The sequence below is a fragment of the Ruegeria sp. BH8 genome (genome assembly GCF_056538065.1).
Genome location: NZ_JBQFSP010000003.1, coordinates 69,171 through 94,696 on the forward strand (window position 1 = coordinate 69,171; position 25,526 = coordinate 94,696).

The 25,526-nt window shown below is 58.5% G+C and carries 25 protein-coding genes; 12 read left to right on the top strand and 13 right to left on the bottom strand.

The window, feature by feature from the left end:
• Window positions 1-73: 73 nt before the first annotated feature.
• The 3 genes from ACR0AD_RS08980 to ACR0AD_RS08990 all read right to left on the bottom strand — a co-directional run bounded on the left by ACR0AD_RS08980 (window position 74) and on the right by ACR0AD_RS08990 (window position 2,098).
• Window positions 74-355: an SCP2 sterol-binding domain-containing protein gene (locus ACR0AD_RS08980; RefSeq protein WP_480482514.1), complete on the bottom strand. Its 282-nt coding sequence runs from the start codon at window positions 353-355 to the stop codon at window positions 74-76.
• Window positions 356-434: 79 nt separating this feature from the next.
• Window positions 435-839: a DUF1810 domain-containing protein gene (locus tag ACR0AD_RS08985; RefSeq protein ID WP_480487104.1), complete on the bottom strand. Its 405-nt coding sequence runs from the start codon at window positions 837-839 to the stop codon at window positions 435-437.
• A gap of 32 nt (window positions 840-871) precedes the next feature.
• Window positions 872-2,098: an argininosuccinate synthase gene (locus tag ACR0AD_RS08990; protein WP_480482512.1), complete on the bottom strand. Its 1,227-nt coding sequence runs from the start codon at window positions 2,096-2,098 to the stop codon at window positions 872-874.
• Between the two features lie 139 nt (window positions 2,099-2,237).
• On the opposite strand from ACR0AD_RS08990, the gene ACR0AD_RS08995 reads away from it, so the two are divergent.
• On the top strand, window positions 2,238-3,005 hold the full coding sequence (locus tag ACR0AD_RS08995; RefSeq protein WP_480486926.1) for a hypothetical protein: 768 nt from the start codon (window positions 2,238-2,240) through the stop codon (window positions 3,003-3,005).
• 58 nt (window positions 3,006-3,063) lie between these two features.
• Entirely contained in the window at window positions 3,064-4,290 is a 1,227-nt protein-coding gene (gene ilvA / locus ACR0AD_RS09000) for a threonine ammonia-lyase IlvA (RefSeq protein ID WP_480486928.1), read from the top strand.
• Here the strand turns inward: ilvA and ACR0AD_RS09005 are convergent.
• Complete coding sequence (locus ACR0AD_RS09005; protein WP_480486929.1) at window positions 4,287-4,616, bottom strand: Hpt domain-containing protein; 330 nt, start codon at window positions 4,614-4,616, stop codon at window positions 4,287-4,289. The genes ilvA and ACR0AD_RS09005 overlap by 4 nt on opposite strands.
• A 162-nt stretch (window positions 4,617-4,778) precedes the next feature.
• On the opposite strand from ACR0AD_RS09005, the gene ACR0AD_RS09010 reads away from it, so the two are divergent.
• Window positions 4,779-6,053, top strand: a complete 1,275-nt coding sequence (locus ACR0AD_RS09010) for a PP2C family protein-serine/threonine phosphatase (protein WP_480486931.1) — start codon at window positions 4,779-4,781, stop codon at window positions 6,051-6,053.
• Here the strand turns inward: ACR0AD_RS09010 and ACR0AD_RS09015 are convergent.
• Window positions 6,050-6,493 (bottom strand): NUDIX hydrolase, encoded by a 444-nt coding sequence (locus ACR0AD_RS09015; protein ID WP_480486933.1) that lies wholly within the window; start codon window positions 6,491-6,493, stop codon window positions 6,050-6,052. The two genes, ACR0AD_RS09010 and ACR0AD_RS09015, sit on opposite strands and share 4 nt — an antisense overlap.
• 76 nt (window positions 6,494-6,569) lie before the next feature.
• On the opposite strand from ACR0AD_RS09015, the gene hslO reads away from it, so the two are divergent.
• From hslO to ACR0AD_RS09055, 8 genes are all read left to right on the top strand, one after another.
• Entirely contained in the window at window positions 6,570-7,556 is a 987-nt protein-coding gene (hslO, locus tag ACR0AD_RS09020) for an Hsp33 family molecular chaperone HslO (RefSeq protein ID WP_480486934.1), read from the top strand.
• Window positions 7,549-8,145 (top strand): CoA pyrophosphatase, encoded by a 597-nt coding sequence (locus ACR0AD_RS09025; RefSeq protein WP_480486936.1) that lies wholly within the window; start codon window positions 7,549-7,551, stop codon window positions 8,143-8,145. The genes hslO and ACR0AD_RS09025 overlap by 8 nt, the downstream gene beginning before the upstream one ends.
• Window positions 8,142-9,296: a CCA tRNA nucleotidyltransferase gene (locus ACR0AD_RS09030; protein ID WP_480486938.1), complete on the top strand. Its 1,155-nt coding sequence runs from the start codon at window positions 8,142-8,144 to the stop codon at window positions 9,294-9,296. Before ACR0AD_RS09025 ends, ACR0AD_RS09030 begins: the two co-directional genes overlap by 4 nt.
• Window positions 9,297-9,487: 191 nt before the next feature.
• A complete protein-coding gene (locus tag ACR0AD_RS09035; protein ID WP_480486940.1) occupies window positions 9,488-11,326 on the top strand; it encodes an ABC transporter ATP-binding protein in 1,839 nt (612 codons plus the stop codon).
• Window positions 11,323-13,155, top strand: a complete 1,833-nt coding sequence (locus ACR0AD_RS09040) for an ABC transporter ATP-binding protein (RefSeq protein WP_480486941.1) — start codon at window positions 11,323-11,325, stop codon at window positions 13,153-13,155. Before ACR0AD_RS09035 ends, ACR0AD_RS09040 begins: the two co-directional genes overlap by 4 nt.
• Window positions 13,156-13,194: 39 nt before the next feature.
• The gene (locus ACR0AD_RS09045) at window positions 13,195-14,424 is read left to right on the top strand and encodes a class I SAM-dependent RNA methyltransferase (RefSeq protein WP_480486943.1); all 1,230 of its coding nucleotides are present in this window, start codon (window positions 13,195-13,197) and stop codon (window positions 14,422-14,424) included.
• A gap of 21 nt (window positions 14,425-14,445) precedes the next feature.
• Complete coding sequence (locus ACR0AD_RS09050; RefSeq protein WP_480486945.1) at window positions 14,446-15,231, top strand: ion transporter; 786 nt, start codon at window positions 14,446-14,448, stop codon at window positions 15,229-15,231.
• Window positions 15,232-15,291: 60 nt separating this feature from the next.
• Entirely contained in the window at window positions 15,292-15,810 is a 519-nt protein-coding gene (locus ACR0AD_RS09055; RefSeq protein ID WP_480486947.1) for a L,D-transpeptidase family protein, read from the top strand.
• Here ACR0AD_RS09055 and ACR0AD_RS09060 read toward each other — a convergent pair.
• From ACR0AD_RS09060 to cysQ, 7 genes are all read right to left on the bottom strand, one after another.
• Window positions 15,794-17,245: a nodulation protein NodH gene (locus ACR0AD_RS09060; protein WP_480486949.1), complete on the bottom strand. Its 1,452-nt coding sequence runs from the start codon at window positions 17,243-17,245 to the stop codon at window positions 15,794-15,796. The genes ACR0AD_RS09055 and ACR0AD_RS09060 overlap by 17 nt on opposite strands.
• A gap of 6 nt (window positions 17,246-17,251) precedes the next feature.
• Window positions 17,252-18,952, bottom strand: coding sequence for a DUF5927 domain-containing protein (locus ACR0AD_RS09065; protein WP_480486951.1), 1,701 nt, complete (start codon window positions 18,950-18,952; stop codon window positions 17,252-17,254).
• Complete coding sequence (locus ACR0AD_RS09070) at window positions 18,949-19,935, bottom strand: glycosyltransferase family 2 protein (protein ID WP_480487106.1); 987 nt, start codon at window positions 19,933-19,935, stop codon at window positions 18,949-18,951. Before ACR0AD_RS09070 ends, ACR0AD_RS09065 begins: the two co-directional genes overlap by 4 nt.
• A gap of 185 nt (window positions 19,936-20,120) precedes the next feature.
• Entirely contained in the window at window positions 20,121-21,164 is a 1,044-nt protein-coding gene (locus tag ACR0AD_RS09075) for a glycosyltransferase family 2 protein (protein ID WP_480486953.1), read from the bottom strand.
• A 7-nt stretch (window positions 21,165-21,171) separates the two neighbouring features.
• On the bottom strand, window positions 21,172-22,155 hold the full coding sequence (galE, locus tag ACR0AD_RS09080; RefSeq protein WP_480486955.1) for a UDP-glucose 4-epimerase GalE: 984 nt from the start codon (window positions 22,153-22,155) through the stop codon (window positions 21,172-21,174).
• Between the two features lie 72 nt (window positions 22,156-22,227).
• On the bottom strand, window positions 22,228-23,028 hold the full coding sequence (locus ACR0AD_RS09085) for a 3-deoxy-manno-octulosonate cytidylyltransferase family protein (RefSeq protein WP_480486957.1): 801 nt from the start codon (window positions 23,026-23,028) through the stop codon (window positions 22,228-22,230).
• A complete protein-coding gene (gene cysQ, locus ACR0AD_RS09090) occupies window positions 23,028-23,825 on the bottom strand; it encodes a 3'(2'),5'-bisphosphate nucleotidase CysQ (RefSeq protein WP_480486959.1) in 798 nt (265 codons plus the stop codon). The genes ACR0AD_RS09085 and cysQ overlap by 1 nt, the downstream gene beginning before the upstream one ends.
• Before the next feature lie 122 nt (window positions 23,826-23,947).
• On the opposite strand from cysQ, the gene ACR0AD_RS09095 reads away from it, so the two are divergent.
• Window positions 23,948-24,772 carry an ABC transporter permease gene (locus ACR0AD_RS09095; protein WP_267364436.1) on the top strand — a complete coding sequence of 275 codons (825 nt, stop codon included), beginning with the start codon at window positions 23,948-23,950 and terminating at the stop codon, window positions 24,770-24,772.
• On the opposite strand, the gene ACR0AD_RS09100 is transcribed toward ACR0AD_RS09095, so the two are convergent.
• Window positions 24,769-25,371 carry an alpha-ketoglutarate-dependent dioxygenase AlkB family protein gene (locus tag ACR0AD_RS09100; protein WP_480486961.1) on the bottom strand — a complete coding sequence of 201 codons (603 nt, stop codon included), beginning with the start codon at window positions 25,369-25,371 and terminating at the stop codon, window positions 24,769-24,771. The genes ACR0AD_RS09095 and ACR0AD_RS09100 overlap by 4 nt on opposite strands.
• Between the last annotated feature and the right edge of the window lie 155 nt (window positions 25,372-25,526).

Consider the following 25,526-nt stretch of genomic DNA (forward strand, 5'->3'; position numbering starts at 1 on the left):
GGGAACGGCGGTACACCGCGGGCGGGACCGCCGGTCTGGCTGGCCTGGGACAAAGGCCAGCTTTGCAGTAAACTCAGCCCAGCAGTTGCCCCAGCTTCATCGCAACACCCATATTGCCCGAGATCTTGAGCTTGCCCAAAGCAACGCCGGTCATCGGGTTCAGCTTTCCGGTCAACAGCTTGGTCAGGTTCTCCTGCGAGATGCGGATTGTGCAATCCGTGTCCCGATCCTGCGTCGTTGCCTGATTGTCCGCCAGAACAATCACACCGTCCGCGCCGCAATCGAATTTGAGCGAACCGTCAAAGCTTTTGCCGTTCAGCCCTTTTTGAATTCCATCGGCGATGTCCTGAAGCATTCGGGGTCCTTTCACGGTTTCCGAATGCGTAATGCGTCAGGTGCCGAACAGGCAAGGCTGACCCAACTGGAACTTCTGATCACGATGCGCCGAGGATCTGAACCGTCCGGTCACAAGACTTACCGCCATAGAAGGCGTCCAGAACAGCACGAAACTCGGGCGGAGCATCTGCCACAGATGAAAACAATGTCATCGAAGATCGCAGCTTTTTCGCGTCAATTCCGCCCAGAATGTCGCGGGCATCGCGCCCCGTGTGCAGCAGCATCAGCGAGGCCGCCTGCCTAAGCCGGTCGCGCAGTTCCGGGTGGTTCAGATAGCGTGTCGCCTCGTCCAGATCTTCAATGCCGTAAAGCTGCGCCATATGGGACTGGCCCAGCTCGGCCAGTTGCGGAAACACGAACCACATCCAGTGGCTGGTTTTCTGCCCCTGTTCAAGTTCGCGCAGGACATCGGCCCAAACCGTGTCCTGCGCCTCGATGAACATGTCGAGTTCGTCGTCGGTATCGTCTTCGTCGATCACTTGGACAGGCGCTTGTTCCGAGCAGCCAGCAGTTTCAGACGCAGCGCATTCAGCTGGATAAAGCCTGCCGCATCTTTCTGATCGTACGCACCTGCATCCTCTTCGAAGGTCACATGTGCCTCAGAGTACAGCGAATGATCCGACCAGCGGCCCACGGTCGAGGCCAGACCTTTGTACAGCTTCACGCGGACGGTGCCGGTGACATGCTCTTGCGATCTGTCGATGGCGGCTTGCAGCATCTCACGCTCGGGGCTGTACCAGAAACCGTTGTAGATGAGTTCCGCATATTGCGGCATCAGCTGGTCTTTCAGATGCATCGCGCCACGGTCCATTGTGATGGATTCAATACCACGGTGCGCTTCCAGCAGGATGGTGCCGCCGGGTGTCTCGTAGATACCGCGCGACTTCATGCCCACGAACCGGCCTTCGACCAGGTCCAGACGGCCAATACCGTGCTTGCCGCCATATTCGTTCAGCTTGGTCAGGATCGTGGCCGGGCTCATCGCCTCACCGTTGATGCTGACGGCGTCGCCTTTTTCAAAGCCGATTTCGATGAACTCAGGCTCATTCGGGGCGTCTTCGGGGTGGACGGTGCGCTGGTAGACATAGTCGGGCGCCATATCGGCGGGGTCTTCCAGAACCTTGCCCTCGGAGGAGGTGTGCAGCAGGTTGGCATCGACCGAGAAGGGCGCCTCGCCGCGCTTGTCCTTGGCAATCGGGATCTGGTTCTGTTCGGCAAACTCCAGCAGCTTGGTGCGGCTGGTCAGATCCCATTCACGCCACGGCGCAATGACCTTGATGTCGGGGTTCAGCGCGTATGCCGCCAGTTCAAAGCGAACCTGATCGTTGCCCTTGCCGGTCGCGCCATGGGCCACGGCGTCAGCACCGGTCGCCTCGGCAATCTCGACCAGACGTTTTGAGATCAGCGGACGTGCAATAGACGTGCCCAGCAGATACAGCCCCTCATACTGCGCATTCGCGCGGAACATCGGGAAGACGAAATCGCGGACGAATTCCTCACGGATATCCTCGATATAGATGTTCTCGGGCTTGATCCCCAGCAGCTCGGCCTTCTGGCGCGCCGGCTCAAGCTCTTCACCCTGACCCAGATCGGCGGTGAAGGTCACGACCTCACAGCCATACTCGGTCTGCAGCCATTTCAGGATGATCGAGGTATCAAGGCCACCGGAATAGGCCAGAACAACTTTCTTGGGCGCGGACATCTGATTTCCCTTTGTACGTAGAACGACTGGCCCCTAGCGGGTTTTGGACGCGGGGGCAAGCGGCGTGCATTGACGCAGGGCGGGAATTGCGGTGAAACGGGCGGATAGAGAACAAGGATTGGTTGAGAGGGCAGTATTCATGCTGGGGCTGGAGATTTTCGTACATTCGGTGAAGATGGTTCTGAGGAACCTGAAGCAGGCGCTGCAGATTTCAGTTGTGCCAGCGATGATTGGTGGCGTTCTGGTCATTGGACTGTTCTTTCTTTTTGGTATCCCGTTTGAAGATTTCGACAGTGAAACCACCGGATTACCCGCTGGTGTAACGTCCGGTGCTTTCCTTGGATTTTTGCTGAGCCTCATGGCAGTTGTTTTTGGCGTCATGCTCTGGATTGTCGTGTCCTGGCATCGGTTTGTGTTGCTGGAAGAATACCCAACCGGTCTGGTACCGCCTTTCAGATTCGATAGGGTTCTTGCCTATTTCGGGCGTCTTGTGATGTTGGGCCTTCTGGCCCTTGTCATAATGATCCCTGCATCGGTGATCATGGGGATGCTGGCGCAAGGTTCTGCGGCAATGGGAACACTGTTCTGGATCGCACTCGTCATTCTTCTGACCATCGGTTTCTATCGGGCGTCACCCATTCTTCCCAGCGCTGCAATTGGAAGGCCGATCAAGTTGACTGATGCCTGGCAGGCGACCTCGGGCGCGAGTGGAGCAATTGTCCTTTTGGTTATCCTGTCGATGTTGTTCCAGCTCATGCTTCAGTTTCTGGCGTCGTTGCTGCTCTTCATTCCGATCATCGGTGTTTTGATCGTCGTGTTTGCGTCCATGTTGATCCTTCCGCTGATAAACGTCAGCATCCTGACAACGATTTATGGCGTCTTCATCGAAAAGCGCGAACTCGCCTGACGCCCGTACACATATGTATTCCTTGCCCTTTCGTTGGTGATAGGGCAGGGAAACTGGCATGAGTGATTTCATGACCCGCGCCCGCGCTGCCGAACAGGCGATGCGCTCTGTGTTTCCGGCAACGCCACTGCAGCGGAACGCCCATCTGTCCGACCGTTATGGCGCCGATATCTGGCTGAAACGCGAAGACCTGAGCCCGGTGCGATCCTACAAGATCCGGGGCGCGTTCAACGCAATGCGCAAGCAACAGGGACAGGACCTGTTCGTCTGTGCCAGCGCGGGCAATCACGCGCAGGGCGTGGCCTATATGTGCCAGCATATGGGGGTCCGGGGCGTGATCTTCATGCCGGTCACGACGCCTCAGCAGAAGATCCAGAAAACGCGTATCTTTGGCGGGGACAACGTCGAGATTCATCTGATCGGTGACTATTTCGATGACACACTTGCTGCCGCTCAGGCATGGTGCACGCAGCAGGGCGGATATTTCCTGTCACCTTTTGACGATGCCGATGTGATCGAAGGGCAAGCCTCGCTGGCGGTTGAAATCGAAAGGCAGATGGGCGGTGCGCCCGATCACGTTGTGCTTCCCGTGGGTGGAGGCGGCATGTCCGCCGGTGTCGCTACATGGTTCGGGGACCGCACCCATTGCCTGTTCGTCGAACCGGCCGGAGGGGCCTGTCTGCGCGCAGCCCTGGCGGCGGGGCATCCTGTTTCGCTGGATTATGTGGATACCTTTGTCGATGGCGCGGCGGTCGGGCGGATCGGTGAAAAGCCGTTCGAGTTGTTGAAATCACGTCACCTGTCGGACGTTCTGGTCCTGTCCGAGGACCGTATCTGCACCACCATGATCGAGATGCTGAATGTCGAAGGCATCGTGCTGGAACCTGCGGGGGCGCTGGCGATCGAGGCAGTAGGTGATATCCAAAGCTTTGTGCGCGGAAAGACCGTGGTCTGCCTGACATCCGGCGGTAATTTCGATTTCGAACGCCTTCCCGAGGTCAAGGAACGTGCGCAGCGGTACTCCGGTGTGAAAAAGTACTTCATCCTGCGCCTGCCGCAGCGACCCGGCGCTCTTAAAGAGTTCCTGAATATTCTCGGCCCCGAGGATGATATCGCCCGGTTCGAATACATGAAGAAATCGGCGCGCAATTTCGGTTCGGTTCTGATCGGGATCGAAACCCGCAAGCCGGAAAATTTCATGCGCCTGTTTGCCCATCTGGACGATGCAGGGTTTACCTATACCGACATCACCGAGGACGAGACGCTGGCACAGTTCGTGATCTAGCTCAGTTTTTCATTCAGCTCAGCTTCAAACACGGTTTTCGAGCTGTCGAAAACGGCCAAAAGCGCTGGCAGATCAACCTCGGCCCCTTGCCCTGCCGCGGCCTGCCGTTCCCCATCCTGGCAGAGTTTCGAGAATTGATCGAACCCCAGGCTCAACGCGCTGCCTTTCAGGAAATGCAGGTTCTGTTCCAGCTCGGCCCGGTTGGTGTCGCGGCGCAGGCGGATGATCACGTCCTGCACTTCTTCCAGAAATATCTCGACCACCTCGTCGAATTCCTCGGGGCCGACTTCATCCCGCAACTGCCTGACTCTGGCCCAGTGGATCATGATATTCACCAGCTAATGAATGGTCATGGTTCTGAATAGACGCGCCCGGTAAAAAGCAGGTTAACGGGGCCACGCTTCGGCAATCGTCACTCTTCACCGGATGTTAAATCAGTCGGCGATAGGGTCGCCATCAGTGACGAAACTCATCAGAGCAGAGGGTAAATGGTGCCGGGTGCGAGTTTTGAGGAAACCAGAGCTGATCTGGATTTCGGCGCGATCCGCACGGTGCTGGTGGTGGATGACAGCCGCCTGCAACGGCGCATTCTGGTGGCCTCTCTCAGGAAGTGGGGGTTCGAGGTGATCGAGGCCGATACAGGCCATGCCGCTTTGGCACTTTGTGTCGATAATCCGCCCGATCTTGTGCTAAGCGACTGGGTCATGCCGGGGATGAGCGGCCTTGAATTCTGCTGTGCGTTTCGGGCATTGGAAACGGATCAATACAGCTATTTCATCCTTCTGACATCCAAAAGCGAAAAGCAGGAGGTCGCGCGCGGTCTGGATGCCGGGGCAGACGATTTTCTGATCAAGCCGCTTGAGGCGGACGAACTGCGCGCCCGAATTTCAGCCGGTGCGCGCATTCTGGACATGCAGCGCGAGCTCTCACAGAAAAACCGCCTGATTGAATCCGCGCTCGAGGAACTCAGGCTGGCGCATGACGCGATCGACAAGGACCTGATGCAGGCGCGAAAAATTCAGGAATCGCTGGTTCCCGAACTGACCCGGACATTCGGGAAGTCACAAGTCAGTCTGTTGCTGAAACCCTGTGGTCATATCGGCGGTGATCTGGTGGGGATGTTCTCGCCCGGGGTGAACCGGCTTGGGTTCTACAGCATCGACGTATCCGGCCATGGTATCACCTCGGCCATGATGACGGCGCGATTGGGGGGGTATCTGTCCAGCAAGCATTTTGACCAGAACGTCGCGATGGAGCGGAGGTTCGACAAGTTTTATGCACTTCTTCCGCCGAAATACGTGGCTGAAACGCTCAATTCCCGCCTGATGGCCGATGAAGGCATCGAAGAGTATTTTACGATGGTTTACGCCATCGTCGACCTGCGCAATGGGCATCTGAAAATGGTACAGGCCGGGCATCCGCACCCCCTGCTGCTGCGGCAGGGTGGCCGCGCCGAGTTTCTTGGTGACGGAGGCTTGCCCATAGGATTGATCGAAGATGCGCGCTTTCAACAAATCGAGACGCAGATGCAGCCCGGCGACAAGCTGCTGTTGTACTCGGACGGGTTTACCGAATGCCAACTGGCTGGTGGTGGCTTGCTGGAAGAAGACGGTTTGCGTCAGATGGCCCAACAGAGCATGTCGGAAAGGGGCGGGTCAGAGTTTCTGGACGACATGTTCTGGCGTTTGACGCAAGTGATGTCACCCAAAGACGGCATCGGCGATGATGTCTCGGCCGTCTTTTTTGAATATAACGGACCTTAAAGCGACCCGAGATGCAATTCGGCAAAGTGCCGGTCACCGTCATTTCCCAGTAAACCCACGGCGTCAACAGTTTCCATCCACAGCGCTTCGTGAAACGCCTCGGTCGGCGGGCCTATGCGTCGCACGGGGCGGGCGCGATAGATCAGGCAGACCTTCTCGGCCCACAGGTCGTATTCCGGCATATAGGTGAAGCGCCGAAAGGCACCAATCCGCCGGGGCGCCGCAATAAGCCACCCGGTTTCTTCAAAGACTTCGCGATGCAGGGCGGTAACGGGTGATTCGCCCGGATCAATACCCCCGCCGGGCAATTGCAGGTCGGGTCCGGGTTCTGTCTGGCAGGTCAGCAAAAGGTGACTTCTGCGGGGCAAAAGTGCGTAAACACCGACCCGTCGCGTGTATTTCCGCCCCGGCTCTGGGGTTTCACCGAACCGCCTGATCATGTATGGCCCCTTACAACCTAATCTGTTCGACCTATATGGTGCCGGTATGCCAACCTGTGGCGCGTAAGGAAACCCCATGTCTCTTGGAACGAAAATCGCGTGGGACGATACCGTCCTGCCCTTTCAACTCGATGTATCGGATATGCGTGGCCGTGTGGCTCGTCTGGATGGTGTGCTGGATGGCATCCTGAAGCAGCATGACTACCCCGAACAGGTCGAGGCGCTGGTGGCCGAGATGGCCCTGCTGACCGCATTGATCGGGCAGACGGTTGCGCTGCGTTGGAAACTGTCGTTGCAGGTGCAATCCAAGGGGCCGGTGCGCATGATTGCGACCGACTATTACGCACCCAAGGCCGAAGGCCAGCCGGCGCAGATCCGGGCCTATGCCAGCTTTGACCGTGACCGGCTCACCGATACGGCCCCCTTCGATCAGGTGGGCGAAGGGTATTTTGCCATCATGATAGACCAGGGCGAAGGCACGCAACCCTATCAGGGTATCACGCCGCTGACCGGGGCCTCTCTCAGCGCCTGCGCCGAGGCCTATTTTGCACAGTCTGAGCAGCTGCCAACCCGGTTCTCGCTGAGCTTTGGCAAATCGACCGAGCCCGGCGTGGATGAACACTGGCGTGCCGGGGGCATCATGTTGCAGCATATGCCCAAAGCCTCGCCATTTGCCGCCTCGGGGGAAGGCAATGGTGAGATCCTGACCGCCAGCGATCTGGTCGACGGTGAAGAGGGCGAGAATTGGGGGCGGGTCAATATCCTGCTGGACACGGTCGAGGATCTTGAGCTGATTGGTCCCTCGATTGCGCCGACTGATTTGTTGATCCGGCTGTTCCACGAAGAACAGCCACGGGTCTATGATGCGCAGTCCGTGCAGTTTGGTTGCACCTGCTCCGAAGACCGGGTTCGGCAGAGCTTGTCGATCTATTCGGCAAAGGACCTCGAAAAGATGACGACGCCCGAAGGTCAGGTCACCGCAGATTGCCAATTCTGCGGCGCACATTATGTGCTTGATCCATCAACAGTTGGCTTTGAAGCCGAAGACCGCAAGGGTGCTTGACCCGATTGAACAGATCCGGGCGGCGCTGCGCCGTCCCGGTCACGGGTCCAGCGATTTTGACCTGAACCCGGATACTGTCCTGCCACCCGGGCGCCGCCTGCGCCCGGCGGGGGTTCTGGTTGCAATCTCGCTTGCGGATGACACCCCTCGGGTGATCCTGACGAAACGGTCCTCGGCCCTCAAACACCATCCGGGTCAGATCGCGTTTCCAGGCGGCAAACAGGATCAAGGGGATGCGGATGTCACGGCAACGGCCCTGCGCGAAGCACAGGAAGAGATCGGCCTGCCCGCGGACCTTCCCGAAATCCTGGGTTACCTGCCGACGCATGAAACAGTCACCTCTTTCACGGTCACACCCGTGGTGGCCGTTCTTCGAAAGGGATTTCAACCTGTTCCGGAACCCGGCGAAGTCGACGAAGTCTTTTCGACCCCCCTTGCGCATCTTTTGAATCCCAAGAATTATCTGGTTGAATCGCGCCTCTGGCGCGGCCAGAAACGCAGATATTACACAGTTCCGTACGGCCCTTATTACATATGGGGCGCGACGGCCCGCATATTGCGCGGGCTTGCAGCACGGGTGAATGAATGATGCAGATTGAGGAGCTTTGGGTCAGCGAACCGGCGACCCAAAAGGTATGCGCCGCCCTGACCTCATCCGGGGCGCAGGCGCTTTTTGTGGGTGGGTGCGTGCGCAATGCGCTGCTGGGCGCGCCGGTGTCGGATATCGACATTGCCACTGATGCCCGGCCTGAACGGGTTGTCGAGATGGCGCAGGCTGCCGGCCTCAAGGCCATCCCCACCGGTATCGACCATGGCACGATTACAGTGGTCAGCGCCGGTATCCCGCACGAGATCACCACTTTCCGGCGTGACGTCGAAACCGATGGTCGCCGCGCCGTCATCGCCTTTTCCGATCACGTCGAAGAAGATGCTGCGCGGCGCGATTTTACCATGAATGCACTTTATGCAAGGCCCGATGGCACTGTGTTAGACCCGCTTGGCGGGCTTCCCGACCTTCGGGCCCGGCGGGTGCGGTTCATCGGTGAAGCAGAGGACCGCATTCGCGAAGACTATCTGCGGTCACTGCGCTATTTCCGGTTTCACGCATGGTATGGCGACCCGGATGCCGGTTTCGACCCGGACGCGCTGGCTGCCATTGGTGCCAATCTTGACGGGCTGACCTCGTTGTCGCGGGAACGCGTCGGGGCGGAACTGCTGAAACTGCTGGGCGCGCCTGATCCGGCCCCGGCCATTGCGACGATGCGCAGCACAGGCGTATTGGCGCAATTGCTGCCAGGCGCGGATGACCGGTCACTGGCACCTCTGGTCGCTTTGGAACATGCGGCAGGTGCCGAGTCGAACCCCCTGCGCCGTCTGGCGGCCATCGCGACGCCCGATGACGCCGCAACCCTGCGCTTGAGCCGTTCGCAACTGCAACGCCTGACCGGAATGCGGACCGAAGCGCAGTCAACCACCAGCGTGGCTGAACTGGGCTATCGGTATGGTGACGAAGGCGGGTTGAACAAAACCCTTTTGCGGTGCGCGTTTTTCGAACAGCCCTGGTCCGAAAGCTTCAGACAGGACCTGCACGCAGGCGCAGCCGCGCGTTTCCCGATACAAGCCAAAGACCTGATCCCCGGGTTTACCGGCCCGGCGCTGGGCCAAAAGCTGGCCGAGCTTGAAAGCCGGTGGATCGCGTCGGGTTTTGCGCTGTCGCGCGAGGACTTGCTTGCAAGTTAATGTTTAGTCTCAAAAGGGGATGACAACTTTGGTCCATTGTGGTTAGGTGCGCCCGTCACATGGATGGAGGAATGCGAATGTATTACGGGATCTGGTTCGGCTAAAGCCGGGACACTTGCCCCGTAAAGGGTGGTGTTCAGGCGCCATCTGTCTTCGCACGTCTTTATCTCTGCTCAATCGGAGCACACTCCATGTTTCGCTATTTCGAAAACCTTGTTGACCCTTTTGTCGCCTATCATGAGGCTGACGCGCCGCCGACCCGGCTGTGGCCGTTTCTGCTGGACTATTCGCGCCCGTTCTATCGGGTGTTTGTCTGGGCTGCGCTGATTTCCATTATCGTCGCCGGTGTCGAGATTGGGTTGATCTATTATATGGGTCGTGTCGTTGACCTGTTGGGCGGCACACCAACCGAGGTGTGGCAGAACCACGGGACCGAGCTGCTGTTGATCGCGGCCTTTGTCCTGTTTCTGCGCCCTTTGTTGCATCTGGTCGACGTACTGATCCTGAACAACACGATTCTGCCGAACTTTGGCACTCTGATCCGCTGGCGCGCCCATAAGCACGTTCTGCGTCAGTCGGTTGGCTGGTTCGAGAATGATTTTGCCGGGCGGATTGCCAACCGGATCATGCAGACACCGCCCGCAGCGGGTGAGGTGATCTTTCAGGTCTTTGACGCGATTTCCTTTTCACTGGCTTACCTGATCGGGGCGGCAATCCTGCTTTATGCGGCGGATGCGCGTCTGCTGATCCCGCTGCTGATCTGGTTTGCGTTCTACGCGATGCTGGTGCGCTGGACGGTTCACCGTGTCGGGCCGGCGTCCAAGGCGGCATCCGATGCGCGGTCAACCGTTACGGGCCGCGTCGTGGACAGCTATACAAACATTCATTCCGTCAAGATGTTCGCGCACGGCCCGCAAGAGCTGGACTATGCCCGCGAAGCGATCGAGGAAACCCGCCGGACATTCCAGATCGAGATGCGGATTTTCACCATCATGGATGCGGTTCTGGTCACCCTGAACGGGGTGCTGATCGTGGGTGTCGTGGGCTGGGCAATTGCCTTGTGGATGCAGGGTTCCGCTTCGGTTGGTGTCGTCGCGGCAGCAACCGCACTGACCCTGCGCCTGAACGCCATGACCGGATGGATCATGTGGGCGCTGACCAGCTTCTTCCGCCAACTTGGTATCGTGGCCGAGGGGATGGAGACCATCGCGCAACCCATCGACCTGCTTGACGCGCGCGAAGCCAAACCCCTGCGGTTGACCAGAGGAGAAATTCAGATCCGGGATCTCTCGCACCATTACGGGCGCGAGGCTGGTGGGCTTGACCACATCAACCTGACCATTCAGCCCGGTGAAAAGGTCGGTCTCATTGGGCGGTCGGGTGCCGGGAAATCGACTCTGGTAAAGCTGCTTTTGCGGTTTTACGACGTCGAACGCGGTGCCATTCTGATCGATGATCAGAACATTGCGGGCGTCACGCAGGACAGCCTGCGCAGCCATATCGGCATGGTCCAGCAAGACAGTTCGCTGCTGCACCGGTCTGTGCGTGACAACATCCTTTACGGCCGCCCGGACGCGACCGAGGCGCAGATGATTGCCGCAGCCAAACAGGCCGAAGCGCATGCGTTCATCCTTGACCTGCAAGATCCGCAGGGGCGCACCGGGTATGACGCGCATGTGGGTGAGCGGGGCGTAAAGTTGTCTGGTGGTCAGCGGCAGCGGGTAACGCTGGCCCGGGTGATCCTGAAAGACGCACCAATCCTCTTGCTGGATGAGGCGACATCGGCGTTGGATTCCGAGGTCGAAGCGTCAATTCAGGAAACGCTCTACGGCATGATGCAGGGCAAAACCGTGATCGCCATCGCCCACCGGCTCAGCACCATTGCGCAGATGGATCGCATTCTGGTGATGGACGGGGGCCGCATCGTCGAAGAGGGCGCGCATTCTGATCTGTTGGCGCAGGGCGGCCTTTACGCGCAGTTCTGGGCGCGGCAATCTGGCGGCTTCATGAACCCGGAGGCCGCTGAATGAAGATTGCCGATCTCATCTATCCGTTCAGGACCACTGAAACGCCCCCGCCGCAGACATTGGGGGCGTTCATTCGCTGGAGCCTTTCGGGCGCCTGGCCCATGCTGTTTGTCGCCGCGTTCTTTTCGGCGCTGGCTGGCGCGATGGAGGCTGGAACAGCATGGATTCTGGGGCGTGTGATCGATGTGGCAACATCCAGCGGGCCCGAGCATTTCATGACCGCCGGGAATATGTGGATGATCTTTGGGGCGGTGGTGTTCTTCATGCTGCTGCGCCCGATCCTGTTTGGGCTGTCTTCAATTTCGAACAACTATATCGTGATGCCCAACATCACGCCTTTGGTGCTGGCCAAGCTGAACCGCTGGACGCTGGGCCAGTCTGTCACCTATTTCGACGATGATTTCGCCGGGCGCATCGCCCAGAAACAGATGCAAACGTCGAACGCCATGGCCTCGGTCGTGTCCGAAACGATCAGTGCGATAGTGTTTGCATTGGCGTCGCTGGTGGGCTCTTTGCTTTTGTTAGGGTCTATTCATCCTTTGGTGATGCTGCCTTTTGCGGCCTGGTTGGTGGTCTATTTCCTGCTTGTGCGTTGGTACCTGCCGCGTATTCGCATGCGCTCGGCCGCACGCGCCGGCGCGCGGGCGATGGTTTCGGGGCAGGTGGTCGACACGATCACCAACATCAAAACCGTCAAGCTTTTTGCGCACTCGGATTTCGAAGATCAGGCCGCGCGGCATTCAATGGTCGAGCTGCGGAAAAAATCGCTGGCGTTCGGCAAGCTGTCGGCCAGTTTCCGGTTCGTCCTGATGGCGCTTGCCGGCATTCTGCCTGTTCTCCTGCTGGGGGCGACGCTGTGGTTATGGCAGTTCGGAATGGCAACCGCAGGTGACATCGTTGCTGCGGGCGCGGTGTCGGTTCGCATTTCGCAGATGACCGGATGGGTCAGCTTCACGTTGATGGGCCTCTATGCCAATGTGGGCGAGATTGAAAACGGGATGAAGACGCTGGCCAGAAGGGACAGGGTCGAAGATGCGCGCAGCGCGAAGGATCTTGATGTGACCGAAGGATCCATCTCGTTTGAAGATGTCAGTTTTGCATACGGCCGGGATGTGGGCGGTGTTACGGACCTGACGCTGACTGTGAAACCGGGCGAGAAGCTGGGAATTGTCGGGGCCTCAGGGGCGGGTAAATCAACGCTCGTTTCGCTGCTTCTTCGGCTCTATGACAGGGAAAACGGCGCTATTTGCATCGACGGGCAGGACGTGTCGCAGGTCACGCAGGACAGTTTGCGCCGCCAGATCGGCATGGTCACGCAGGAAACGGCGATGTTCAACCGGTCTGCCCGCGAAAACATCCTCTATGGTCGTCCGGACGCGTCCGAGGCCGAGTTGATCGAAGCGGCAATCAAGGCCGAAGCGCATGACTTTATCCTGAGCCTCAAGGACGGCCAGGGCCGTACCGGCTATGACGCTCATCTGGGCGAGCGTGGCGTAAAGCTCAGCGGTGGCCAAAGGCAACGGATCGCCCTTGCACGCGCCATTCTCAAAGATGCGCCCATTCTGGTTCTGGACGAAGCAACCTCGGCCCTTGATTCCGAGGTCGAGGCGTCGATTCAATCGGCGCTTCATCGGGTGATGCAGGGCAAAACCGTTCTGGCCATCGCCCACAGATTGTCGACACTCAGCGAGATGGACCGGATTATCGTTCTGGATCAGGGGCAAATCGTGGAAACCGGAAGTCACGAGGATCTTTTGGATCAGGGCGGGCTTTATGCCCGGTTCTGGCATCGGCAATCTGGTGGTTTCATTCAGGCGGAAGCTGCCGAATAAGGGTTTTGTTGAACCCAAAGCCCGGCTATCAGGCCCCTCATGACGCAGAAATACACAATCACCCGGCTCGGCCATCAGGGCGACGGCATCGCTGATGGGCCCGTTTACGCTCCACGCACCCTTCCGGGTGAGGTTGTCAGCGGCACCCTTTTTGATCAGGTGCTGACCGATATCCGCGTCGAAGTACCGTCTGATGTCCGGGTGAAAGCCCCGTGCCGCCATTACAAAGCCTGCGGTGGCTGTCAGCTGCAACACGCCTCCGACGTGTTTGTCGCCGACTGGAAGCTGAGCATTGTCCGCAACGCCCTGTCCGCGCAGGGGGTTGAGGCGCTGATGCGTCCGATACACACATCTCCCGAACACTCACGCCGACGCGCCACGATTGCCGTCAGGCGGACCAAGAAAGGCACATTGGCCGGGTTCCATGGACGTGCATCGGATACGATCACCGAAATCCCGGATTGCCTATTGCTTGACCCGGCCCTGATCGCCGCCATTCCCGCAGCCGAGGCGCTGGCGGTTCTGGGCGGCAGCCGCAAGGGCGTCTTGGCCGTCACGCTCACCCTGTCCGAAGGCGGGCTGGATGTGGCCGTCAAGGGCGGCAAGCCCCTGGATGGGCCGCTGGAACTGGCACTCGCGCAGGAAACCGAAAAACATGGTCTGGCGCGGCTCAGCTGGGATGGTGAAGTGATCGCCATGCGCCACGCTCCGGTTCAGCGCTTTGGGGCCGCCGCCGTCACGCCACCACCCGGTGCCTTCCTTCAGGCGACCAAGGACGGAGAACAGGCTCTATTACAGGCCGTTTCCGAGGCAACACGGGGTGCGAAACGAATTGTTGACCTGTTTGCGGGCAGCGGCACATTCTCATTGCCTCTGGCAGAAAAAGCCGAGGTTCACGCGGTCGAAGGTGCCACGGACATGGTGCAGGCGCTGGATCAGGGCTGGCGCAGGGCGCAAGGTCTGAAACGCGTGACGACCGAGGCCCGCGACCTGTTCCGTCGTCCATTGATGCCGGATGAACTGAAATCGTTTGACGCAGTCGTTCTGGACCCGCCCCGCGCTGGTGCCGAGGCACAGGTGGCCGAGCTGGTACAGGCCAGACGCCCGGTGATTGCCTATGTCTCGTGCAACCCCGTCACCTTCGCGCGCGATGCAAAAATATTGGTTAACGCTGGCTATACCCTTGAATGGGTGCAGGTCGTTGACCAGTTTCGATGGTCGTCACATACGGAACTTGCTGCGCGGTTTACCCTGAACGCCGCATCTTGATCAGACAGGAGAAAGCGATCCATGGGTTTCAGACAGCGTCTGCTGAACATCATCGAAGCGCCTGCATTCGGGCAATTCATAACGGCTGTCATCATCTTTAACGCAGTGCTTTTGGGGATGGAGACGTCGCCGACCCTGATGGAAGCCGCCGGGCCGCTGATCGTGATGCTGGACAAGCTGTGCCTTGCGATCTTTGTGGCGGAAATCGCCATGAAGCTGACCGCGACCGGACGCAGGTTTTTCACAAACGGCTGGAACAATTTCGATTTCCTGATCGTCGGCATTGCGCTTGTTCCCAGCGCCGGAGGTCTTTCCGTTCTGCGAGCCCTGCGAATCCTGCGGGTATTGCGCGTGATTTCCGTTGCGCCAAGACTGCGCCGGGTGGTTGAAGGGTTCATCTCGGCCCTACCGGGAATGGCCAGTGTTTTCCTGCTGATGGCAATTCTGTTCTATATCGGTGCCGTGATCTCGACCAAGCTGTTCTCGGCAACCTTCCCGGATTGGTTCGGCGATCTTGGCCTGTCGGCCTATACACTGTTTCAGATCATGACGCTTGAAAGCTGGTCGATGGGGATCGTCCGCCCGGTGATGGAGGTTTATCCCTATGCCTGGCTGTTCTTCGTCCCCTTCATTATGGTCACAACCTTTGCGGTGGTGAACCTATTGGTGGGTCTGATCGTAAATTCCATGCAGGACGCGCACCATGCAGAGGATGAGGTCAAAACTGATGCGTATCGTGATGAGGTTCTGGAACGCTTGGAGAGCATCGAGCGGCATCTGACCGAAAACTTGAACATCAAAAAGTGATTTCAGTTTTCGCGTTTTTTGGCATAATAAGCCCCAAAAAAACAAAGCAGGCAGTGAAACATGGATCGTCGAGCATTCGGATTGGGGGCGGTAGCAACGCTGGGCCTATCGGCTTGTGCATCAGCCCGACCAAATTTTCTGACTTATGATGGGCCCGAGGTCACCTCGCTGGTGGTCAACAAGGGCGCGCGCAAACTTTATTTGTTGCACCACGAAAAAGTCCTCAAGGAATATGATGTGGATCTGGGATTTGCGCCGCAGGGCACAAAAACCAAACGCGGAGACGGCCGCACGCCCGAAGGAAGTTACCTGATCGATCGGCACAACCCCAACAGCCGGTATCACCTGTCTATCGGGATATCGTATCCCAACTCTCAGGACATCGCCAAGGCTAAGGCTGCGGGAGTTGATCCCGGTGGGGACATCTTCATTCACGGGCAGCCAAATCTACGATCCGAGTTCAAACGCGCCAAGAAAACTCCGGATTGGACCGCGGGATGCATCGCGGTCAAGAATGACGAGATCGAAGAAATCTATGCGATGGTCAACCGAGGGACGCTGATCACCCTGCGCCCTTAGGGGGCACAGGCGCCCACGCTGCAATCCCGAATGTTTCATAGTCGTGCTGGTAGACCTCGGATGCCAGCGCTTCAAGCTGTTCGTCATAGATCTGATCCAGCGTAAACGGAACATCTTGCGCGCACGGGCCGGGAACCGGCGGATTGGGGTGGCCTGTTGAGCGGGCCAGATCCGGCAGAGCCGTGGTCAGCTCTTCTTCCCGCAGAATCAGGTCCGGCATCAAAAAGCTGGCAATACCATCCAGCGTGCGGGACTGGCTGCACCACGTCCCGTCAACGCGGATCGGCGTCTGACCGTTGAGGTTCATGCGCAGGAACCCGAGGAACGCCAGAAACGCATCCCGATGCTGTTCGACCGAGTAATTGGTGTCGCGCACCTGCCCGGGGATCGGCAGGTCAAGGCGGTTGCGCAGGTAATTGCGAACCATCTTGTAACTGCCCGGCCCGGTATCCAGAATGTACTGGCAAAACGCCGAATGCGCCCGTGCCAGCGGGTGGCGCAACACGGTGAACTTCCGGTGTCCGGGGTGGTCTTGCATCCAGGCGCGGATTTCCTTGCGGTTCCGGTTTGTGACCAGATCGTCCGTAGAACAGCCATCCATGTCGGCCATCCATTGCGCAATAACAGGCTCTACTCCGCCGCGAATGGGCAAATACATCAATGCTGATCCGGCTGCGGCGATGTATTGCGGTACTGCCGCCCCCCGGTTTGGTTCGAAACGGGAAGGCTGGTGCAATCCGAACCTGTCCAGTTTGGACAGGGCGTCTTGCATCTCATCGGGGTTGGTGACCTTCGATACGGCAGGTGCCGGGTTTTGCGGTTTCAGAGTATCGTCCAGCTTGCTCAGCCGCGCCTCGACCCCCAGCCATGCGGCCAGACCGTTCACAACGTCCAACTCGGCCAGGTCGTCATAGGTGATGAAAAAAGCGGTTTGCCCGGTCTTCTGTAAATGCCGCTGCAACATGTGTTGGTGGCCGTGGACCTGATCGAGATACTCAGAAAACTCAACCCCGTCGAAAGCGACCTGTGCATCGACGCGACGCTTCACGTTCTTCAGCAGCCATTGCTGCGTGGTGCGCGCGATTTTCAGGGACAGAAAACTGTCCAGCGGATTGCGTGTTAGAATGATCTTGGCGCAGCGCGGATCATTCAGCACAGGCTTCAGAATGCGCGGATCGTGGTCCTGGAAATACCGAAAACCGTTCAAGCCACCCGGTGCCGACCGGATTGCCTTCAACAGTCGCATCGGATCTGCATCGCGGTCTTCCAGCGACAGACCCAGAAGGGTATCGGACTTCAGGTTGCCGGCAAAATGCGGGTTAAAGGCTTCGCCATGACAGGAAACCCCGTCCAGCGCGTTCAGATTGGCCTCAAGAAGGTTCGACCCTGTGCGCATGGCAGCCAGAACAACGAAGTAATCAAAATTGGCTGGCATGGGTAATTACTGCACCAGATAGGGTTTGCGATAGGGTTTCGTCTGATGGCCGAACACATCGTCCGAAGGGAAATCGCCCATCAGGTAAGGGTGCATACCCTGATTCTTGAGGTTTTGCAGGAACTTCCCGAAGCCGGACAGATCGACCATTGTGGGCGCTTCTGTCAGGTGACTGGCTTGATGCGCGCCAATCTCGTCCAGGATCGCCTGCAAGGGCTCCATCGGCGCTTCAATGAAATCGGCCAGAGACCAGCTGCGCATCCGCGCCTTGGTCCAGACCGAGGTCAAAACCTCAAGCTGTTTGGTTTCGATCTGTTGCAGACGCGCGGCCTCGCTCCGGATGTCCGAGAAGTTCAGGTTTGACCGGAACAGCGGAATTGCCCAGGCCCCTGTGATGACCGAGATTTGCGCATTCTTGTCCCGCGCCAGAAACCAGTTGATGTCCTGCGTGTCGCGGGGGCTGAACTGGAAACACTGGCGCTCGCCGCGTGTGTTCCAGATCAGGTTCGACAGAAAGGCCGTTGGATTGTAGTCCCGCAGCAAAGCACAATCGCTGAGCGCACCGTTTGTGATGGTTTCACCCTTTGCAAATTCCGCACGCTCGGGTCCGAACAGGTGCCCGTGCACGCGTGTGCCAGTGGCCGAGGCCAGCCAATCTTCGAAGTCTTCAAACAGTTCGGAAAAGCCCTGAAATACGGAATAGGGTGACGAGGTAAGGCCGTTTTCACTGCCGTGCCGGGGAAACCGGCTTTGCATGTACAGCCCGTCACGCCCCCGCGTCCGCCGCTCGACCGCCTTGGAAAACACCCGGTCAATCTTGCCGGGATTGGGTTCGGCCGGTTTCATCGCACTTGCTTGATCGGTCAGAAACGCCTGATACAGCCGTTCCGCACGGGGCCAGATCTTGCGGGCAACAAAACAGTCTGACCGCCGCAGCAATTGCAGATGGTCGTCGTAGAAGATGTGCGGGCGGCCCTGATAGTCGAACTTGGACAGGGTCAGGGATCGGCTCTCGATATGTGTAGAATACAGCCGCGCCAATGTCTGGAAATAGCTTTCATCCGGAATCCAAACATGGCGGAAGTAACTGTCATATTGTTTGCGCTTGGGGTCCTGCAAAATGGCAGACAGTGTTTGACGGGTCAGGCACCACCACTGGCTGCCCATATGCGGGACCAAACCGTCGGGGATTTTCCGGCGAAACCCGACCGCGCGCTGAAGCTTTACATATGCGTCGAACAATCCGCGCTGTTTTCGCCAGGAAAACGGGAACCGCAGCGTAAACCGTTCATGATCCAACCCGCCGATTGTCCAGCTGACATCAGATGTTGTCGCGCTTTCGATGAAATCGACACGGGGCCGGTCGGCCAGGTAGTCAATCAACTCCTGAACCGGGCGCAGCGGCAGGCAGGCCCCCGACGACAGGAAGACGTGGCGCGTTTCCGGAAATTGCTCCAGCATCAGTTCGGACGCGCTTTGTGAGGCGGCAACGATGCCCCACCCGCCCCAGTCGCATTGATGCCGGTCGGAAAATGCGATCCGGGGATTGTCCGAACAGGATGCAACACATCGCGCGTATTCTTCGCTCGGTACTTTGCGATCCACATGGATCACAACAGGGCATCCCGCAGCGGTCCAATGGCGCGCGACCTGTTCGGCCCGGTCCAGCGAGGTATGAACCAGCATGACGACGCCCAGACCGCTCATGCCCAGTTTCCCTTTGACATCAGGCCCAGAATCTCAAGCTGCCGCCAGTTGATATAGGCCTCGGACCACTCGCACCAGAATACGGGCTTGTCTTCAAGCTGTGCGGCATAGGCCTTGTATTCGCCCGAACCGCTATAATGCTGGCGGCGTTGCAATTCTTCACGCGCCTTGTCGCCAAGGGTGTCAATCAGCTTGGCATGAAGCAACGAGCCGCTGGCCTTTTCCCCACCCCATTCGTCGTACACCTGATTCAGCCCGCGCGGCAAAAGCGAGTGGGTCGAGCTGACATAGACATACCGCCGATCCCATTTGACCAGCGGGATCTTGTTCAGTGCCGGGGCTTTGGATGGCTTGTCGCGAAAGAACACACGCGCCCGCGCACCCCCCTGAATCCACAGGTTCTTGTAATCCGGGTTCTTGGTGATCGTGTAATTCCCCGGATCGAACCACCGTGCGATTTCAAAAGGATCCTGCCCCTCGCGATAGGTTTCGGCATCCACAGACCCTTCGGGGTACATGTCGATCAGCATGGTGCCAAAGCTGCGCACGGCACTTCCGTCCAGCCAGTCTGTCAGGGCGCGGATCGGGCGGGTGTCGCAGAAGGGGTAGATGAAAAACTCATCCGGGTCGACGCTCAGAACCCAATGTCCATGCGCGTATTTGCGCAGAATGTAATTCGACCAGTCCAGACCATAGCTTGCACGTTTGTAGCTGGTAGTCGTCCGCCAGACCGATACATCGGACTGCTGTTTCAGGAATTCAAAACTGCCGTCATCGCTGTCATTATCGATGAACAGAAAATGGTCGATACCCAGTTTGCGGTAATATTCCAGAAAATAGGGCAGGCGAATTTTCTCGTTTCGCACAACGCTCATCAACAGGATATCGTCGCGGCGGATGGCAGACGTGTTGTTGCTGGCGGGCTTAAGTTCGTGCCGACGTCTGAGGCAGCGCAGAATACGGCGCTTGCGCCGCAATCTCATCTTGTATGAATCAAACAGGCTCACGCGACTGCCCAACCTTTATTATGACGCGAGCTTTCCCCGAACCCGCCGCGACCGCTGGTGCGACAGGACATTGTCGGTTTATGCCACTTCTACCTCTTCTGAGGCAACTTTTTTAAACCCCGGAAATGGTAAAGGTGCCGTTGACCCCCCCCGATTTGTTTTCAAGACCAGCCGCCGTCACGCATCAGCCCCATCTCCAGCAACTGCGACCAGCCGGTATAGCGCACCGAGTGCGGGGTCCACATGTCTGGTTGACTGAGTATCTGATCGTAATACGTGCCGAACTGGTTCGGGTCATGAAAATGCTGGCGGCGCAGCTTTTCAGTTTTGGATTTTTCAATAATGTCCGGCAGAAATTTCGTATGCAGCAGCACGCCGGACGGGGTGTCGCCGCTTGGCCCGTCATACACTGCGTTCAGACGACGGGGCAGGGCGGAATGGCACGAGTTTACGTAGGTATAGCGCCGCGACCAGCGCATCAGCGGGATCTTGTTCAGCGTCGGGGATCGCTGCTGCGTCTGGGCAAAAAACACCCGCTCGCGTGCGCCGCCCTGAACCCAAAGGTTTCCCATCGGGCTTTGCCGCTGCGCGCGATACGGGCCTGCGTCAAACCAGTTCAGCACCTCGATCGGGGCCGTGTCCGGGTCATAGGTTTGGCCGCCCAATGGCCCCTTTGGATACAGATCCAGCATCAAAGCGCCAAACCCGACCCGCCCCTGCCGGTCCAGCCATTCTGTGAGCTCATGCAGGGAATGGCGGTCGTGCCGGGCATAAACCAGCAACTCATCCGCGTCGACCATCAGGCACCAGTGGCCATGGCCGTAACGCATCTGTAGCCAGCTGAGCCAGTCCAGCCCAAAGCGTGATCCGCGATAGCTGGACCGGGTCTGCCAAAGGGACACATCCGGTTGATCCTGCAGGTAGTCAGCCGAGCCGTCATCGCTGCCGTTGTCGACGATCAGAAAATGGTTCACGCCCAGCTGGCGGTAGTGACGGAAGAACCAGGGCAGGCGGGTAATCTCATTGCGCAAGGTGGTAAAGGCCAGCACGTCGCCGCCCCGTATCCTGCTTGTCTGATCTTTCAGGCAGGTCAGTTGATGGCGGCTGCGCATCGAGCGCCAAAGAAGGCGTCGCCGTTTCCAGCGCAACCGGTATTCCTGTCGCCAACCGATATCAGGAAGTGTCTGAACCGTATTGGACGTCACAGGGGCCTCATTTCTCGTAGTGGCCGTTCTGATGCCAGCGCCAGGCATCCGCAATCATCGTCTCTAACGTTGACCTTTTCGGCTTCCATCCCAGTTCGGTTTGGGCGCGGACGGAACCGGACACCAGCTTGGTGCAATCGCCCGCCCGTCGGGCGCCGACCGAATATGGCACAGGGCGGTTGGTGACGGATTTGGAATGCTCGATCACTTCAAGCACGGAAAACCCCGAGCCGGTGCCCAGATTGAAAACACGGCTTTCTTTACCCTGTTCCAACCAGCCCAGCCCCAGAACATGTGCGTCGACCAGATCACAGACATGGACATAATCGCGAATACATGTGCCGTCCGGCGTATCGTAATCGGTGCCAAAAACGGTCAAACCCTCGCGCTTGCCATCAATCGCGTCCAGCATCAGGGGGATCAGATGGGTTTCAGGCCGGTGAAACTCGCCCACTTCGCCTTCGGGATCGGCACCAGCAACGTTGAAATACCGGAAAATGACATGGCGCAGCCCATGGGCCGCTTCGAAATCCCTCAGGATGTCCTCGATCGCGCGCTTTGATGCACCATAGGCATTCAGCGGGTGTTGGGCGGTGGCCTCGTCCAGCACCACATTGTCATGCTCGCCATAGGTGGCGCATGTGGACGAGAACACGAAATCCAGACAGCCCGCCGCAACCGCAGCCTCGATCAGCGTCAGCGATCCGGTGACATTGTTCGACCAGTACAGCCCGGGTTGCCGCATCGCGTCGCCCACCTGACTGAGGGCCGCAAAATGCATCACCGCAACCGGCTTGTGTTTGGCAAATACCTCGTCCAGGCGTGCCCGGTCCAACAGGTCGCCCTGTTCAAACGGCCCGTATTTCACCGCATCCTGCCAGCCGGTGACCAGATTGTCGTAGGTCACGGGAACATAACCCGCCTGCGCAAGCGCCTTGCAGGCATGCGACCCGATATATCCGGCACCACCGGTCACGAGGATTGGTTTCATGAAACGTCCTTTGGAACCAGATTGCCTGTCATCGAGATATGGGAACCGCGGGGCGTCATGGGCAAAAACCGGCTATTCCAGCCCCATCGCGGCCATCATCTCTTCGATCTTGGGCACGTCCTGCGGGTTGTTCAGCTCCCAGAATTGACGGCCCTTGGCGTCAACCTCGACGCACAGAACCTTGCGGCCATTTTCCATGAACCTGAGCTGTTCAAGACCCTCCAGTTTTTCCAGAGGGCCCGTTGGCCAGCCCGGATAGGCCGCCAACGCATCAGGCCGATAGGCATAGACGCCGACGTGGTGAAACACCGGCGTGGGTTCATCCCCGCCATAGGTTTCTGAGGTGAAGGGCACAACCTCTTTCGAGAAATACATCGCGCTGTTGTCGCGCCCGAACACGGCGGTTGTTCCGCCAACGCGGCCATGTTTGCGGTCGTTCAGAAGGCTGTTCAAGGCGTCCCCGTCGCAGCGCAAGACCGGTGTGGCCACGCCAGCGTCGGGTGCCGCGCGCAGCCCTGCGATCAGATCCTCGACAAACCAATGCGGTGTCAGGGGTGCATCGCCCTGAAGGTTGACCACGATGTCATAGCCGCTGCCCAGAACCTTGTACGCCTCGGCGCAGCGTTCGGTGCCGTTCTGGCAATTTTCCGAGGTCATCACCACCTCGGCGCCAAAGCCTTCGGACAGCTCGCGGATGCGGTCGTCATCGGTTGCGACCACAACCCGGTCCACGCCCGCGACAGAAGTGGCTGCTCGCCAGGACCGTTCGATCAGTGTCATCGAAACGCCGGTCGCGCCGGTCAGCGGCACCAATGGCTTGCCCGGATAGCGGGTCGAGGCATAGCGGGCGGGGATGGCGATCAGAACTGACATCAGGCCTCCTTCAGCTTAACACCCGGAGCGTACGCGATAAAAAACGGGTTCGCATAGCCCTCTTTGCCATAGAGAAGCGGCGAGTGATCGTCAAACCGCACAACCCGGCCTCCGGCCCCGGCCAGTACCGCGTGCCCTGCCGCCGTGTCCCATTCCATCGTGCGCCCGACCCGCGGATAAAGATCCGCCTCGCCTGTCGCAACCAGACAGAACTTGAGCGACGATCCCGCGCTTTTGCTGTCCTTGACCTGATACTTGTTGATGTAATCCTCGGTGGCCTGATCCCGGTGCGACTTTGAAGCCACGACCAAAAGCGCGGAATTGTCCGGGTTAGAGACTGATATTGGCGTCAGGGTGCCGGGCGCATCCTTGTCAAACGCGCCTGTTTCCTCGACCGCCTGACCATCGGCCTGCGTGTAGAACATGCGGCCCCGCGCCGGGGCATAGACCACGCCCCGTGTCGGCGTTCCGTTCTCGACAAGTGCGATGTTGACGGTGAAATCGCCACGGCGGTTGATGAATTCCTTGGTGCCATCCAGCGGATCGACAATCAAAAAGGTGTCCCCCTTTTCGGAATGCGAGGCGGCCTGTTCTTCGGTGATCAGCAGGATGTCGGGGAAGGCCTGACGCAACCCGGCTGAAATCAGCGCATCGGCTGCCTCATCCGCTTCGGTCACAGGGCTGGAGTCTGATTTGACTTTGACGTCGAAATCGTCTGCCTCATAGATTTCCATGATCCTGTCGCCTGCCTCAAGGGCCAGACGCCGGATGACGGGAATAAGCGCGTCGTAGGTCACAAAAATGCTCCGTTCCTGTGGTTTGTTGATCCAAACTCGTGACCGACTTATGATGCGACGGTTACCGAACGGCAAGATATTCATGCCAGGTTAGGGACGACGAGGCAGGAAAGACCCTTTAAGTGTTCTATTACAAGCGCAATCAAACGCTGCTGGGCGGTGCACTGACGACTGCGGAACTGGTGTTCCACGCGGTGGTGCGGAACGTGCGCGCGCAGCATCCGAATGCGGTGATCGCGATCCTGCTTAACGTTGTGCAATTGCTGGTGATGATGGTCACCTTCTATCTGCTCATGTCGCTGATGGGCCGGGGCGGGGTCGCCAGGATCAGGGGCGAATTTCTGCTGTATGTCCTGTCGGGTGTGTTCCCGTTCATGTTGCACATACAATCGATTGGCGCGATTTCCGGGGTTGGATCCTCCAATAACCCAATGATGCTGCATTCGCCGATGAACGTGATGGTCACGATTCTCGCGGCGGCCTTCAGCACTTTCTATAAGTTCCTGTTGGCCATGTTCATCATCCTGTTCGTCTACAGTGTCGCGGTTGCTCCGCTTGAGGTGCAGAACCCCGGCGGCGCCTTCGCAATGCTGGTGCTGGCCTGGTTTACCGGCTGCGCGGTGGGGCTTGTGTTCATGGCTTTGAAACCGTGGGCCCCGACGACCGTTTCGATGCTAACCAATATATATCGCCGTCTGAACATGGTGTTTTCCGGCAAGATGTTCATTGCGAACGCATTGGGTGGCGGGCTGTTGATGATGTTTGCCTGGAACCCGCTGTTTCACATCATCGACCAGACCCGCGGGTTCGTGTTCCGCAACTATTATCCAAGAAACACCAGCTGGGAATACGCGGCCTGGGTTGGAATCGCCCTGTTGATGATCGGTCTTATGGGTGAATTCTTTACCCGTCAGCACGTCTCGAAAAGCTGGAATGCGCGCCGCTAGCGCGCGACCCGCAGCGTAAGGTTTATGCGCCCGCCTTTGGGCAACAGGCGCGAGGATCCGAACCTGATCCGATCCACACCGTGATAGGCAAGCCGCGCCGGACCACCCATGACAACCACATCCCCCGAGCTCAGCCAGATCGACTCGGTCTTGCCGCCGCGCGTCGTGCTGCCAATCCGAAACAAGGCATCGTCGCCCAGCGAAACCGACAGGACGGGCCATGAAAAATCTGCCTCGTCCTTGTCCTGGTGCAGGCCCATTTTTGCGCCTTCCCCGTAGTAGTTGATCAAACAGCAATCGGGCGCTCGCTCGGTGCTGACCAGATCGCGCCAGATATCCAGAATGGCGGCGGGGATTTCCGGCCAGTCACTACCTTTGGGGTGCTGATCCTGATAACGGTACCCCGCCTTGTCGGTCACCCAACCCAGATCGCCTGCCGAGGTCATCCGAACCGACATCTCCTTGCCCGAGGTGGTAACAGGCCGGAACAGGGGCGCGGCTTTCAGAATCGGGCGCAAATCCGCGATCACCCGCGACTGGGCCGCAGGATCAAGATAACCTTTCCTGATATCGAACCCCCGCAAAACCAATCGCGCCATTCCGGAAACCCCAATCCTTTCCAATTCCTTGCCAAAAAAGGCATCAGAATCCCTAAAACCTGCGTTCTACGGTGCTTGCAGGCCTCAGGTCTCGCCCTTATATACGCCGGGACGCGCGATGGTAGTGCTGTCGCGCACATCAGATCGGGGGCGGG

What these genes read in the sequence shown, in the direction of transcription:
- ACR0AD_RS08980 (WP_480482514.1), bottom strand. Translation starts at nt 355, where the DNA reads ATGCTTCAGGACATCGCCGATGGAATTCAAAAAGGGCTGAACGGCAAA.
- ACR0AD_RS08985 (WP_480487104.1), bottom strand. Translation starts at nt 839, where the DNA reads ATGTTCATCGAGGCGCAGGACACGGTTTGGGCCGATGTCCTGCGCGAA.
- ACR0AD_RS08990 (WP_480482512.1), bottom strand. Translation starts at nt 2,098, where the DNA reads ATGTCCGCGCCCAAGAAAGTTGTTCTGGCCTATTCCGGTGGCCTTGAT.
- ACR0AD_RS08995 (WP_480486926.1), top strand. Translation starts at nt 2,238, where the DNA reads ATGCTGGGGCTGGAGATTTTCGTACATTCGGTGAAGATGGTTCTGAGG.
- ilvA (WP_480486928.1), top strand. Translation starts at nt 3,064, where the DNA reads ATGAGTGATTTCATGACCCGCGCCCGCGCTGCCGAACAGGCGATGCGC.
- ACR0AD_RS09005 (WP_480486929.1), bottom strand. Translation starts at nt 4,616, where the DNA reads ATGATCCACTGGGCCAGAGTCAGGCAGTTGCGGGATGAAGTCGGCCCC.
- ACR0AD_RS09010 (WP_480486931.1), top strand. Translation starts at nt 4,779, where the DNA reads ATGGTGCCGGGTGCGAGTTTTGAGGAAACCAGAGCTGATCTGGATTTC.
- ACR0AD_RS09015 (WP_480486933.1), bottom strand. Translation starts at nt 6,493, where the DNA reads ATGATCAGGCGGTTCGGTGAAACCCCAGAGCCGGGGCGGAAATACACG.
- hslO (WP_480486934.1), top strand. Translation starts at nt 6,570, where the DNA reads ATGTCTCTTGGAACGAAAATCGCGTGGGACGATACCGTCCTGCCCTTT.
- ACR0AD_RS09030 (WP_480486938.1), top strand. Translation starts at nt 8,142, where the DNA reads ATGATGCAGATTGAGGAGCTTTGGGTCAGCGAACCGGCGACCCAAAAG.
- ACR0AD_RS09035 (WP_480486940.1), top strand. Translation starts at nt 9,488, where the DNA reads ATGTTTCGCTATTTCGAAAACCTTGTTGACCCTTTTGTCGCCTATCAT.
- ACR0AD_RS09040 (WP_480486941.1), top strand. Translation starts at nt 11,323, where the DNA reads ATGAAGATTGCCGATCTCATCTATCCGTTCAGGACCACTGAAACGCCC.
- ACR0AD_RS09045 (WP_480486943.1), top strand. Translation starts at nt 13,195, where the DNA reads ATGACGCAGAAATACACAATCACCCGGCTCGGCCATCAGGGCGACGGC.
- ACR0AD_RS09050 (WP_480486945.1), top strand. Translation starts at nt 14,446, where the DNA reads ATGGGTTTCAGACAGCGTCTGCTGAACATCATCGAAGCGCCTGCATTC.
- ACR0AD_RS09055 (WP_480486947.1), top strand. Translation starts at nt 15,292, where the DNA reads ATGGATCGTCGAGCATTCGGATTGGGGGCGGTAGCAACGCTGGGCCTA.
- ACR0AD_RS09060 (WP_480486949.1), bottom strand. Translation starts at nt 17,245, where the DNA reads ATGCCAGCCAATTTTGATTACTTCGTTGTTCTGGCTGCCATGCGCACA.
- ACR0AD_RS09065 (WP_480486951.1), bottom strand. Translation starts at nt 18,952, where the DNA reads ATGAGCGGTCTGGGCGTCGTCATGCTGGTTCATACCTCGCTGGACCGG.
- ACR0AD_RS09070 (WP_480487106.1), bottom strand. Translation starts at nt 19,935, where the DNA reads ATGAGATTGCGGCGCAAGCGCCGTATTCTGCGCTGCCTCAGACGTCGG.
- galE (WP_480486955.1), bottom strand. Translation starts at nt 22,155, where the DNA reads ATGAAACCAATCCTCGTGACCGGTGGTGCCGGATATATCGGGTCGCAT.
- ACR0AD_RS09085 (WP_480486957.1), bottom strand. Translation starts at nt 23,028, where the DNA reads ATGTCAGTTCTGATCGCCATCCCCGCCCGCTATGCCTCGACCCGCTAT.
- ACR0AD_RS09100 (WP_480486961.1), bottom strand. Translation starts at nt 25,371, where the DNA reads ATGGCGCGATTGGTTTTGCGGGGGTTCGATATCAGGAAAGGTTATCTT.